Annotated in this window: 9 protein-coding genes and 1 pseudogene; 3 read left to right on the top strand and 7 right to left on the bottom strand. The window is 60.4% G+C overall.

Features of this window, described 5'->3' with window-relative positions; translation table 11 throughout:
* Together mfd and ACQY7U_RS15475 are read right to left on the bottom strand one after the other, a co-directional pair.
* A partial coding sequence (gene mfd / locus ACQY7U_RS15480) for a transcription-repair coupling factor (RefSeq protein ID WP_428646005.1) occupies nt 1-3,049 on the bottom strand: 3,049 nt, incomplete at its 3' end.
* A 16-nt stretch (nt 3,050-3,065) separates the two neighbouring features.
* Nucleotides 3,066-3,377, bottom strand: coding sequence for a succinate dehydrogenase assembly factor 2 (locus ACQY7U_RS15475; protein WP_428646003.1), 312 nt, complete (start codon nt 3,375-3,377; stop codon nt 3,066-3,068).
* Between the two features lie 249 nt (nt 3,378-3,626).
* Here ACQY7U_RS15475 and recG point away from each other — a divergent pair, with 249 nt between their 5' ends.
* Complete coding sequence (gene recG, locus ACQY7U_RS15470; RefSeq protein WP_428646000.1) at nt 3,627-5,729, top strand: ATP-dependent DNA helicase RecG; 2,103 nt, start codon at nt 3,627-3,629, stop codon at nt 5,727-5,729.
* Nucleotides 5,730-5,760: 31 nt separating this feature from the next.
* Here the strand turns inward: recG and ACQY7U_RS15465 are convergent.
* Nucleotides 5,761-6,018 (bottom strand): annotated as a pseudogene (locus tag ACQY7U_RS15465) (alpha/beta hydrolase); the annotation flags it as partial.
* Nucleotides 6,019-6,020: 2 nt separating this feature from the next.
* Between ACQY7U_RS15465 and ACQY7U_RS15460 the strand changes: the two are divergent.
* Nucleotides 6,021-6,404, top strand: a complete 384-nt coding sequence (locus tag ACQY7U_RS15460; protein ID WP_428645998.1) for an Lrp/AsnC family transcriptional regulator — start codon at nt 6,021-6,023, stop codon at nt 6,402-6,404.
* A gap of 16 nt (nt 6,405-6,420) precedes the next feature.
* On the opposite strand, the gene ACQY7U_RS15455 is transcribed toward ACQY7U_RS15460, so the two are convergent.
* Complete coding sequence (locus ACQY7U_RS15455) at nt 6,421-7,098, bottom strand: DUF502 domain-containing protein (RefSeq protein ID WP_428645995.1); 678 nt, start codon at nt 7,096-7,098, stop codon at nt 6,421-6,423.
* Between the two features lie 201 nt (nt 7,099-7,299).
* Here ACQY7U_RS15455 and ACQY7U_RS15450 point away from each other — a divergent pair, with 201 nt between their 5' ends.
* Nucleotides 7,300-7,704, top strand: a complete 405-nt coding sequence (locus tag ACQY7U_RS15450; RefSeq protein WP_428645992.1) for a YbaN family protein — start codon at nt 7,300-7,302, stop codon at nt 7,702-7,704.
* 8 nt (nt 7,705-7,712) lie between these two features.
* Here ACQY7U_RS15450 and ACQY7U_RS15445 read toward each other — a convergent pair whose 3' ends face one another.
* The 3 genes from ACQY7U_RS15445 to glmU form a co-directional block, all read right to left on the bottom strand.
* Complete coding sequence (locus tag ACQY7U_RS15445; RefSeq protein ID WP_428645989.1) at nt 7,713-8,150, bottom strand: GNAT family acetyltransferase; 438 nt, start codon at nt 8,148-8,150, stop codon at nt 7,713-7,715.
* Between the two features lie 2 nt (nt 8,151-8,152).
* Nucleotides 8,153-9,979: a glutamine--fructose-6-phosphate transaminase (isomerizing) gene (gene glmS, locus ACQY7U_RS15440; protein WP_428645986.1), complete on the bottom strand. Its 1,827-nt coding sequence runs from the start codon at nt 9,977-9,979 to the stop codon at nt 8,153-8,155.
* 116 nt (nt 9,980-10,095) lie between these two features.
* A complete protein-coding gene (glmU, locus tag ACQY7U_RS15435; protein ID WP_428645984.1) occupies nt 10,096-11,451 on the bottom strand; it encodes a bifunctional UDP-N-acetylglucosamine diphosphorylase/glucosamine-1-phosphate N-acetyltransferase GlmU in 1,356 nt (451 codons plus the stop codon).
* Nucleotides 11,452-11,589 lie beyond the last annotated feature (138 nt).

Below are 11,589 nucleotides of genomic sequence, written 5' to 3'. Positions count from 1 at the left end.
TCTGCGGCGACCAGCGCTCTGCCTCGGCGCCCTCGTCGCCGTCGCGCAGGCTTGCCACGGCCTCTTCCAGCATCTGCTGGTAAAGCTCGAAGCCGACCTCGCGGATATGGCCCGACTGCTCCTCGCCGAGCAGGTTCCCCGATCCGCGAATATCGAGGTCGTGGCTGGCGAGCTGGAAGCCCGCGCCAAGGGTTTCCAGAGACTGCAGGACCTTCAGGCGCCGTTCCGCCGTAGTAGTCAGCGTCTTGTTCGCCGGCACGGTGAACAGCGCATAGGCCCGGGTCTTCGACCGGCCCACCCGTCCGCGCAGCTGATAGAGCTGCGCAAGGCCGAACATATCCGCGCGGTGTACGATCAGCGTGTTGGCCGTCGGAATATCGAGACCGGATTCCACGATCGTCGTCGACAGGAGAACATTATACTTGCCCTCGTAGAAGGCGTTCATGACGTCTTCCAGCTCGCTCGGCGGCATCTGGCCATGGGCGACGGCCACTTTCAGTTCCGGGACACTCTCCTCCAGGAACTCCTTGCGCTCGGCAATGTCGGAGAGCCGCGGGCAGACATAGAAGCTCTGGCCGCCGCGATAATGTTCGCGCAGGAGCGCTTCGCGCACAACGAGCGGATCGAAGGGCGAGACGAAGGTGCGCACGGCCAGACGGTCGACCGGCGGGGTCGCGATCAACGACAGTTCACGCACGCCCGTCAGGGCCAGTTGCAGGGTTCTCGGGATCGGCGTTGCCGACAGCGTCAGCACGTGAACGTCCGACTTAAGCTCCTTAAGCCGCTCCTTGTGCTTCACGCCGAAATGCTGTTCTTCGTCGATGATCAGCAAGCCAAGGTCGCGGAACTGAACGGACTTGCCGAGAAGAGCATGTGTGCCGACAACGATGTCGACGGTGCCGTCCGCGATCCCCTTTTTGGCCGCCGTCAACTCTTTGGCGGGCACAAGACGCGAGGCATGCGCAACATTGACCGGCAGGCCGTGAAACCGCTCTGAAAAGGTCTTGTAGTGCTGGCGCGCCAGAAGCGTCGTGGGGACCACCACGGCCACCTGCCGGCCGGACATGGCCGCGATGAAGGCCGCGCGCAGCGCGACTTCCGTTTTGCCGAAACCGACGTCGCCGCAAACGAGCCTGTCCATCGGCCGGCCTGACGAAAGATCGTCGAAGACGGAATCGATAGCAGTCAGCTGGTCGTCAGTTTCCTCGTAGGGGAAGCGCGTTGCGAATTCGTCGTAGACCCCTTCGGGGGTTTCCACCACCGGAGCGGTCTTGAGGGCACGCGCGGCCGCCGTCTTGATGAGACCGTCGGCAATTTCGAGAATGCGTTTCTTGAGCTTCGCCTTGCGCGCCTGCCAGGCCCCACCGCCCAGTTTGTCCAGCTGGGCTTCCTGGTCCTCGGAGCCGTAGCGGGACAGAAGCTCGATGTTTTCGACCGGCAGATAAAGCTTGTCGCCACCGGCGTATTGCAACTCGAGGCAGTCGTGCGGCGCCCCGACCGCCTCGATGGTCTTCAGGCCGATGAAGCGGCCGATGCCGTGGTCGACATGGACGACGAGATCGCCTTCCGACAGCCCCGTCGCCTCGGTGATGACATTGGCGCCCTTGGCTTTGCGGCGCGATTTGCGCACCAGCCGATCACCCAGTATGTCCTGCTCGCCGATGAAGGCAAGATTGCCTACCTCGAAGCCATGCTCGATGCCCAGGACGCAAAGCGCAGACGTCTTTGCAGGCAATGCCACGACTTCGGCAAGCGTGTCGGCTAGCTTGACCGTGCCAAGGCCGTGATCTTCCAGGATCTGGCCCAACCGGTCGCGCGACCCCTCCGACCAACAGGCGATCACCGTACGCTTGCCCTGGTCCTGCAGGGAGCGCACGTGAGCGGTCAGCGCGTCGAAGATATTGACGTCACCCGCAGCCCGTTCGGCGGCAAAGCTCCGGCCCTGGCGCCCGCTGAGTTCGATGACAGTCTTTCCGGTTCCCGGCGGCGGTGTGAAGGCATCGAGGAAGGCGCTCGCCCGGTCTGCAACGGCGGCAGTCCATTCGTTTTCGGTGAAATAGAGGCTTTCCGGCTCAACGGGCATATAGGGCACCGTGCCGGACTTCGCCCCCATTTCGCGTGCCTCCTGGCGCGCGGAAAAATGTTCGCTGATCTGCGCCAGGCGCTCGTGGACCGCATCGGCGGCACTGGTGTCGAGCACGACGGGCGTGTCGCCGATGTAATCGAACAGGGTTTCCAGCCGCTCGTGAAACATGGGCAGCCAATGCTCCATGCCGGCATAGCGCCGGCCGTCGCTGATCGACTGGTAGAGAACGTCCTCGCGGCTGGTGGCGCCGAAGCTGGCAAGATAGGACCGTCGGAACCGGGAAATCGCCTCCTCGGACAGGACCACTTCACTCATGGGTACGAGGTCGAGCCGTTTCAGCTGTTTCGAGGTTCGCTGGGTTTCAGAATCGAAGGAACGGATCGATTCCAGCGTGTCGCCGAAGAAGTCGAGTCGGACCGGTTCTTCCGCACCAGGGGCATAAAGGTCGACGATCCCGCCGCGAACCGCATATTCGCCTGTTTCGCGCACGGTTGGCGTGCGTGAAAAGCCGTTCATCTCGAGCCAGTTGGCGATGGCGCTCATGTCCACCTGGTTACCGGGCGCCATGGAAAAGGTCTGGTCGGCCATGAAGGCGCGTTCCGGAACCCGCTGCAGCGCCGCGTTCAAGGTGGTCAGAAGAACGGTTTTTTTCTTGCCCGGTAGTCCGCGTGCAAGCTGCCCCAATGCCAGCAGCCGGCGCGCGCTGATGCTGGTGTTCGGTGAAACACGGTCGTAAGGCAGACAATCCCAGGCAGGCAACTGCAGGATGTCGGCCCCCGGATCGAAGAAGGCAAGCGCTTCGGCCACCATCGCCATGCGTGTGGCATCGCGCGCCACGAAGACCAGGGCCAATCCCTCCCGGTTGCTTTCGGCCAGAAGGCGGGCAAGCGCATAACTCTCGGCGCCGTCGGGAACGCCAGCAAGCGTTACGTTGGCCTGATCCTGAAGCAGGCTGTCAAACACTGCGATGTCCTTGTTCTTAAGATGCGAAACCGGCGGGGCCGTGGGCTTCGTGATAGGCAATGATCCGGCGGTAGAGCGGTCCGTCCCACTCTTGCGGCAAGGGAACCCGGCCGCTCATCCAGGCATAAAGGTCGTGATCCTGCGCGCTGAGAAGGTGCTCCAGCTCACCAAGCTCTTCCTCGGACAGCTTGTCGATTTCCGCGTCGGCAAAACCGCCCAGCAGAAGATCCATCTCCTTCATGCCCCGGTGCCAGCAACGGAAGAGTATCTTCTTGCGCCGCGGATCGCGATTGTCCTGGATTGCGTCGTTGCCGGTTTGCTCTGACATGAAGACCCTATCTGGAAATGCACCGGCCCCCTTCCGCAGAAGGGTAACTATCGAAAGAAGCCGGAGCGGGTGATTGCGTGACGGATATATAACCTTCCGAATGCGAGTTGTCAGCGGCCGTTCGAACGAAGTTTGACGAATTTGTTCACATATTGTTCTTGCTGTTGCACGACACCTTCCCTTCGTGGCAGTACTGGTACCCGTTCGCCACAGAGCATTTGCCAAATCGGATAGGTTCCACGAACAGATATGCGCCCGCCGGTCCTCGATCCCCTGTTTGCTCCCGTTTCCACGCTTCCGGGGATCGGACCGAAGATCGCCAAGCTGGTGTCCGGGCTGGTGGGGGGGCAACCTGACAGGGACGCGACGGTTTCCGATCTCCTGTTCCACATTCCCCACAGTCTGATCGACAGACGCCACAGGCCCGGCATCGCCTATTCGGAAAACGGAGACATCGTCACGCTGGATGTCACCATCGGAAGGCATCAGGCCCCTCCCCGACACTCCAAGGCACCCTACAAGATTTCCGCCTTCGATGAGACCGGGCAGATTACCTTTGTCTTTTTTCACTCGCGGAGCGACTGGCTGGAAAAGACCTTCCCGGAGGGCGAAAGACGGATCGTGTCCGGCAAGGTGGAATGGTTCAACGACCGGCCGCAGATGGTGCATCCGGACTATTCCCTGAAACCGGAAGAAGCCGCCGAGATGCCGGCCATAGAACCGGTCTACCCGCTGACCGCAGGCCTTGCCTCCAGGACGCTGCAAAAGGCGATGAAGACTGCCCTGGAACGGGTCCCGCACCTGCCGGAATGGCTGAACGAACCCTATCTGCAGCAGACCGGCTGGCCGGATTTCAACGAGGCGCTGCAGACCCTGCACGCACCGAAGGAACGCAGCGACATCGAACCGATGTCACCCTACGTGCAGCGTCTTGCCTATGACGAACTGCTTGCCAGCCAGCTGGCGCTGGCGATGGTGCGCGCAAACATGCGTAACCTCGGCGGCATCGCCCGCGCGCCGAGCGGCGCCCTTCAGCAGGCCGTCATCGGCGCATTGCCCTTCGAGCTGACCGGCAGCCAGGCTAACGCGATCAAGGAAATCAACGAGGACCTTGCCAGGCCGGTCCGCATGCTACGCCTGCTTCAGGGCGATGTCGGCGCGGGCAAGACCGTGGTCGCCCTGGCAACGCTTGCCCAGGTTATCGAGACCGGGGCGCAAGGCGCCCTGATGGCGCCCACCGAGATCCTGGCCCGGCAGCACTTTGCATCCATGGCCCCGCTCTGCGAGAAAGCCGGTATCCGTCTGGCCCTGATGACCGGCAAGGACAGCCAGAAAGAGCGACGCATCCGGCAGGAGCAGCTCGATGCCGGGGACATCGATCTCGTCGTCGGCACGCACGCCCTGTTTCAGGGATCCGTCACTTTTAAAAACCTCGGTATGGTCGTCGTCGACGAGCAGCACCGTTTCGGCGTTCACCAGCGCCTCGCCCTTTCCGGCAAGGGTCAGGGCGTGGATGTGCTGGTCATGACTGCGACGCCCATCCCGCGCACGCTGGTGCTCACCTGCTTCGGCGACATGGACGTCTCCCGGCTGACCGACAAACCCGCCGGCCGCAAACCCGTCAAGACGGTCTCCGTCTCGCTCGACCGGCTGGACGAGGTCATCGCCAGGGTGGGCGCGGCCATTGCCGATGGTCAGAAGGTCTATTGGGTCTGCCCGCTGGTGGAAGAATCGGAGAAAATCGACCTGGCCGCGGTCGAGGACCGGCACCGGGTGCTGGAACACGCGCTGCGGCGGCGTGTTTCCCTGGTGCACGGACGCATGTCGGCCGACGAAAAGGACGCAGCCATGGCGGACTTCAAGTCCGGTGTCACAAATGTCCTCGTCGCGACGACCGTGATCGAGGTCGGCGTCGATGTCCCGGACGCCACCATCATCGTGATCGAACACGCCGAACGCTTTGGTCTCGCGCAGCTTCATCAGCTCAGGGGCCGGGTCGGTCGCGGCAACAAGCCGTCTTCCTGCGTGCTGCTCTACAAGGGCCCGCTGGGAGAAACCGCAGGTGCCCGGCTCAACATCATGCGGGAGACCAACGACGGTTTCCTGATCGCGGAAGAAGACCTGAAGCTGCGCGGTGGCGGAGAAATCCTCGGTACTCGCCAGTCCGGAACGCCCGGTTTCCGGATTGCACGCGCCGAGGACCACGCGGACCTGATGGAGGTCGCCCGGGACGATGCCAGGCTCATTCTGGAAACCGACCCGGACCTCCAGTCAAAACGTGGACAGGCTCTGCGCTGCCTGCTCTATCTTTTCGGCCGGGATGCTGCGATCCGGTTGCTGCGGGCCGGCTGATTGCCAGAAAGACCCCGCAGCCTTTCTCCCGTCAGAGCCGGCTACCCTCGTTTTTGGCTTGGCCGGCGGCAAACCCGGCTTGGAAGGCGGTCAGCAGCCCGGCGCCTTCGGCCCGGTCCCCAACACCACTCTTCTCGTTGAGATGACCACGGTCTCCTAGCCTGACGACCGCTGCTCCCGCCCGTTCCCCTAGTTCAATTCCGCGTCCGTCCGGGTCGTAGGGATCATTCGAACTTGCGATCGTAAGCAAAGGTTTTCCGAGACGTGCCACATCTGTAATTGAAAACCCTTTTGCCTGCGCAGGAAAGTTCGGACCGCCAGGATCGGGAACCGCGACAAGAAGAGCGCGGCATCATTTCCGGCTATTGCGCGCGCATCAATCCTCAGGCTTTGGGGCTTTCCATGCAGGCGCTGCTGCGCCTCGGGACAACGCACGAAAACATAAGCCGGGCCTTGCAGATGTTCGCCGAAACTCCCGAAATTATCGCTGTCGACAGGGTCACTGGAGAAGACTGCTTTGTTGTGCGTGTCCTTGTGCCGAAACCGGAAGACCTTGAACGCATTGTCGATTCAATCGCGCGCCTCGGTCCGGTGACAACCTCCGTTGTCCTGCGGCAACAACCGGACAAGCCCGTTTCCCGGCAACTCGTCCGGCGAACATCCGGCGTGGAATAGCCCAATGACCCTGGTGTCAGGCGTCCTCGGGTTTCCGGACAATTTCAAGCTGTGACGGATCGGCAATCGCCTCCTCGAGCATCTCGGGATACTTCGGATTGACCAGTCCCGCGGATATCACCAGCTTCGCTGCATCTTCCACCCCCATGTCGAGTTCAGTGATATCCTCGCGGGGCACGAACAGCAGAAAACCGGACGTCGGGTTCGGTGTCGTCGGCAGGAACACGGAAACCATCTCGGACTTGTCCTTGAGACGTCTGGCGACCTCGCCTTTCGTCTCCGTCGAAATGAAGACAATCGCCCAAAGACCGCGGCGGGGGTATTCGATCAGCGCCGCCTTTGTGAAACTGCTCCCACGCTCATCAAGCACCGTCTCAAAAATCTGCTTCAAGCCACTGTAAACATTACGTACTAGCGGCATTCTTCCGACGATACGTTCGCCCACGGAGATCAGGCTTCTGCCCAGGAAGTTGGCGGCAAAGAAACCCACGATCGTCAAAACGAAAATCGCAACGATCAACCCGAAACCGGGGATGGGAAACGGCAGATAGGTGTCGGGATTGTACAAGCTCGGCACAAACGGCTTCACCCAGCCATCCACCCACTTGATGAACGTCCAGGTCAACCAGAGCGTAATCCCGATGGGACCGGTGATAACGAGACCCGTCAGAAAATAATTGCGCAGGCGCGTCATCGCGCCCGCCTTGTGCCCTATCAAGTGAGGCTCGTCTGATTTATGCTTGTTTCTGCTCATGGGCGAAACCCGTTTGATATCCCTGAAGGTTTGTCTTTTTTCCGACCCGCACTTAGATAAGCATCTTTATCGCGACGCGGTATCCTACGTGTGACTTATTTTTTGTGTTGCACCTGAAACTGGCCGAAATCGGAGGCTGACTTGCGGCGAACCACATTCAAACTTCTTGGAGCCGGCTGTGTCGGCCTCGGAATTGTCGGTGCCTTCCTGCCGCTGCTTCCCACCACCATATTCTTCATTCTGGCCGCGGCCTGCTTTGCCCGGTCTTCCCCCGCCCTGGAAGCCAGAATTTTGAACCATCCCGTCATCGGCCCGCAGGTTGTCGCCTGGCGCGACCATCGCGCTATCCCCAACAAGGCCAAGTGGCTGGCCGGTACCGGTATGGCGTGTGGATATGCCGTCTTCTTTTTCACAAATGAGCCTGCACCCTGGCTTGCCATACTGGTCGCGCTGATCCTGATATTCTGCGCCGCCTATGTCTTCAGCCGCCCTTCCGGTCCCAAGAAGCTCACGCTTGAGGACTGTTCGAAGAGCTCCGAAGCCTGAACGACACATCAGATATCGGGAATGAGCCTCTTGCCAAGGGCAACGGCTGTTTCCTCCGAAAATCCAAGCTTCTCGTAAAAGCGCAGCACCTGTTCATTGCCCTCGCGAACGAACAGGTTGATCTTCGGGCAGCCGAGTTCGAGCAGGAATGTCTCGCAATGCTCCATCAGCATTTTGCCCAATCCGGCGGACTGATGATCCGGATCGACACTGAGATAGTAGATCGAGCCGCGGTGGCCGTCATAGCTGACCATCACCGATCCGGCGATTTCACGTCCCTTCAACAGTACGAAAAAGGCGCCATTCCTGTCCGTCAGCTTCCGGTCGATGTCCTTGTCCGGATCGTTCCACGGCCTGGTCAAGCCACATTTGGCCCACAGCTCGATGATCTGTGCCCGGTAGTCTTCCTGGTACCGGGCTATGGTGTATTCCTCGAGGGCCGACATGCTCATTCTACCGTGACAGATTTCGCCAGGTTGCGCGGTTGATCTACATCCGTTCCCATGAAAACCGCGGTGTGGTAGGCGATCAACTGGACCGGAATGGCATAGATGATCGGCGCGACGATATCCGACATGTCCGGCAGGATCACCACATCCTCCGCAGCGTTGCCGCAGTCCTCGGCACCGCGCTTGTCTGTGATGAGCACGATCCGGCCGCCGCGCGCGGCAACCTCCTGCATGTTGGACACCGTCTTTTCATAGATAGCGTCATAAGGCGCGATCACAAAAACCGGCATGTTCTCGTCGATCAGTGCGATCGGTCCGTGCTTCAACTCGCCCGCCGCATAGCCTTCCGCGTGGATATAGGAGAGTTCCTTGAGCTTCAGTGCCCCTTCCAGGGCGAGCGGGAAATTGGTGGCCCGCCCGAGATAGAGCGCGTTGCTTGCCTTTGACAGCGGATGCGACAGCTTCTCGATCTCACTCTCCCTGGCAAGCGCCTTCAGCGCAAGGCTTGGAACCTCGGTGAGCTCGGCAACGAGCTTCTGCTCGTCCTCTGCAGACAGTACGCCCCGCTCACGTCCGGCCTGCAGAGCCAGCGCCGCGAGAACGGCAAGCTGGCATGTAAAGGCCTTGGTGGACGCAACCCCGATCTCGGGACCGGCAATCGTCTGGAAGACCATGTCGGCTTCACGGGCAATGGTGCTTTCGGGCACATTGACGATCGCTCCGATGGCCGCCCCGTGTTCCTTGCAATAGCGCAGAGAGGCAAGGGTATCGGCGGTTTCACCGGACTGGGAGATCATCAGAGCGGTGTCCCTGCTGCTGACAGGCGTCTCGCGGTACCGGAACTCGCTGGCGATGTCGATTTCGACCGGCAGGCGCGCGTATTTCTCGAACCAGTATTTTGAGACAAGCCCCGCCAGATAAGCGGTACCGCAAGCTGTGATGATGAGACGAGAGAGATCCTTGAACTTCAGCTGCTCGGTCCCGGCGACATTCGCCCGTTTCGCCCCGTAGTCGAAATAGCGCGAAAGAGTATGGCCGAGAACTTCGGGCTGCTCATGGATTTCCTTGGCCATGAAATGCTTGTAGTTGCCCTTGTCCATCAGACTGGATGTCACCGAAGACCGTGCTTCCGGACGTTCCACTGGCTGATTGGCCTGATCGAAGATCTCCGCGCCGGACCTCGTGAGAACAGCCCAGTCACCTTCTTCCAGATAGGTAATGCGGTCTGTGAAGGGTGACAGCGCAATCGCGTCTGACCCGAAGAACATCTCGCCGTCGCCGTGCCCGATTGCCAGCGGCGACCCTTTGCGGGCGCCGATGAGCAGGTCGTCTTCCCCGGCAAAAAGCAGGGCAAGTGCGAAAGCCCCCTTGAGGCGCGGCAGAACTTCGCCAACAGCCTCGCGCGGCGTCAGTCCCCGGCCGAGCGCAAGATTGATCAGATGGGCGACAACCTCCGTGTCCGTTTCCGTATCCAAGATTGCACCGGCGGCAACGATCTCTTCGCGCAGCTCGAGATAATTCTCGATGATGCCGTTATGGACCACGGCCACGGAACCGGCCTGATGCGGATGAGCATTCGATAAGGTCGGTGCGCCATGGGTTGCCCACCGGGTGTGTCCGATGCCGGTGGAACCGGACAGCGGCGCGTTCTCAAGCGCGGCTTCCAGATTGCGGAGCTTGCCTTCCGCGCGCCGGCGGACAAGGACGCCATCGACCAGCGTCGCAACACCGGCGGAATCGTAGCCGCGGTATTCAAGACGCTTCAGCGAATCCACAATGCGCGGAGCCGCATCGACTTTCCCCAGCACGCCAACAATTCCACACATGGAGCACACCCTTCAAATATTGGATCAAATGGCCGCCCTGCTTTAGACGACTGCTGCACCGAAGCAGAAATCAATCCCTGTTTCAGAAAATGACAATGTTAAGATAGACGCCAGGCTCAGTATTTGGCGTCCTTTTCTGCCTGAAGGCGCTCGCGCAGCACCTTGGCCTTGCCTTCCTTGACCACTTGCCGTGCCCGGCCGAAAGCAAGGGAGTCCTTGGAGACATTGTCCGTGATCACACTTCCCGCGGATACAAATACGCCATTGCCGAGTTTTACCGGAGCTACGAGTGTGGAATTGGACCCGACAAAGCTGTTGGCACCGATTTCAGTACGGTGCTTGAGATAACCGTCGTAATTGCAGGTGATTGTTCCCGCACCGATGTTCGATTTGGAGCCGACACTTGCATCGCCGATGTAGCTGAGATGATTCACCTTCGCACCCGGCCCGAAGGTTGCATTCTTCACCTCAACGAAATTGCCGACGCGGGTGTCACTGCCAAGCACCGCTCCGGGTCTCAACCGGGCATAGGGCCCAACCACACTGCCGGTACCGACCGTTGCCCCTTCCAGATGGCTGAAGGCGCGAATACGCGCACCACTGGAAACCTTGACACCCGGACCAAAAACCACGTTCTGCTCGACGATGACATCGGCGTCCAGCTTGGTGTCATGCGAAAAGAACACGGTTTGAGGTGCCAGCAGAGAACAGCCCTCGTCCATGGCGGCGTGCCGCATCCGGTTCTGGAACGCGGCTTCGCAGGCGGCAAGCTGGGCTCGTGTGTTGATGCCCTGTGTCTCTGTTTCGGAACCGGTAACGGCCACGACCGTCAAACCGCGTTCGTTTGCGATCTCGACCGCGTCGGTCAGATAGTATTCCTTTTTGGCATTGTCGTTGCCGATCGCCTCCAACAGAGACAGGGCATGCTTGCCGGTAATGCCCATGATGCCGGAATTGCAATATGTCACCTTCCGCTCGGCTTCACTGGCATCCTTTTCTTCACGGATAGCAACAAGCCGTCCGTTTTCGACCAGAAGGCGGCCGTAACCAAAAGGATTGCGGGTCTGAAAGCCTAGAACCACCAGATCCGCCCCGCGTTCCAGCCCCTGCCGGACCTTCGCGATCGTTTCCGGTGTCACGAGCGGCGTATCGCCGAAGAGCACAAGGACATCGTCCGATTCGAGCTCCAGCGCCGGTTTTGCCGCCAGCACGGCATGGGCCGTGCCCAGCCTATCGGTCTGAACACAGCAGCGGGCGTGTGGTGCGAGGTCGCGCACCAGGGTTGCAAGCTCCGGCATATCCGGTCCGGTAACGACGGAGATCCGGTCCGAACCGGCTCGTCCAAGCGCTTTCAGGACATGCCCCACAAGCGGCAGGCCACCAATCTCGTGCATGACCTTCGGCAGGTCGGACTTCATTCTTGTTCCCAGCCCGGCGGCGAGAACGATGGAAAGGCAGGATCGAGTTGTCATGAATTACCCAATGTCACTTTGGCGGGCCGCGTGTTTGCTTTTGGCGCACTATATGCCCCGATCCACAGAACTTTGAAAGATCCGACCGGCCGGGCATTTCGCTTTGCGTTTCATTAACCATAATTAACGACTGATACG

The organism is Roseibium sp., from assembly GCF_050301095.1.
Lineage (GTDB): Bacteria > Pseudomonadota > Alphaproteobacteria > Rhizobiales > Stappiaceae > Roseibium.
The sequence above is the reverse complement of the archived record's forward strand: the minus strand, read 5'-3'. Positions and strand labels throughout refer to the sequence as shown.

Excerpts from the sequence above, each read along its gene's own strand:
- recG (WP_428646000.1), top strand. The coding sequence starts at position 3,627 with ATGCGCCCGCCGGTCCTCGATCCCCTGTTTGCTCCCGTTTCCACGCTT.
- glmU (WP_428645984.1), bottom strand. The coding sequence starts at position 11,451 with ATGACAACTCGATCCTGCCTTTCCATCGTTCTCGCCGCCGGGCTGGGA.
- glmS (WP_428645986.1), bottom strand. The coding sequence starts at position 9,979 with ATGTGTGGAATTGTTGGCGTGCTGGGGAAAGTCGATGCGGCTCCGCGC.
- ACQY7U_RS15475 (WP_428646003.1), bottom strand. The coding sequence starts at position 3,377 with ATGTCAGAGCAAACCGGCAACGACGCAATCCAGGACAATCGCGATCCG.
- ACQY7U_RS15445 (WP_428645989.1), bottom strand. The coding sequence starts at position 8,150 with ATGTCGGCCCTCGAGGAATACACCATAGCCCGGTACCAGGAAGACTAC.
- ACQY7U_RS15455 (WP_428645995.1), bottom strand. The coding sequence starts at position 7,098 with ATGACGCGCCTGCGCAATTATTTTCTGACGGGTCTCGTTATCACCGGT.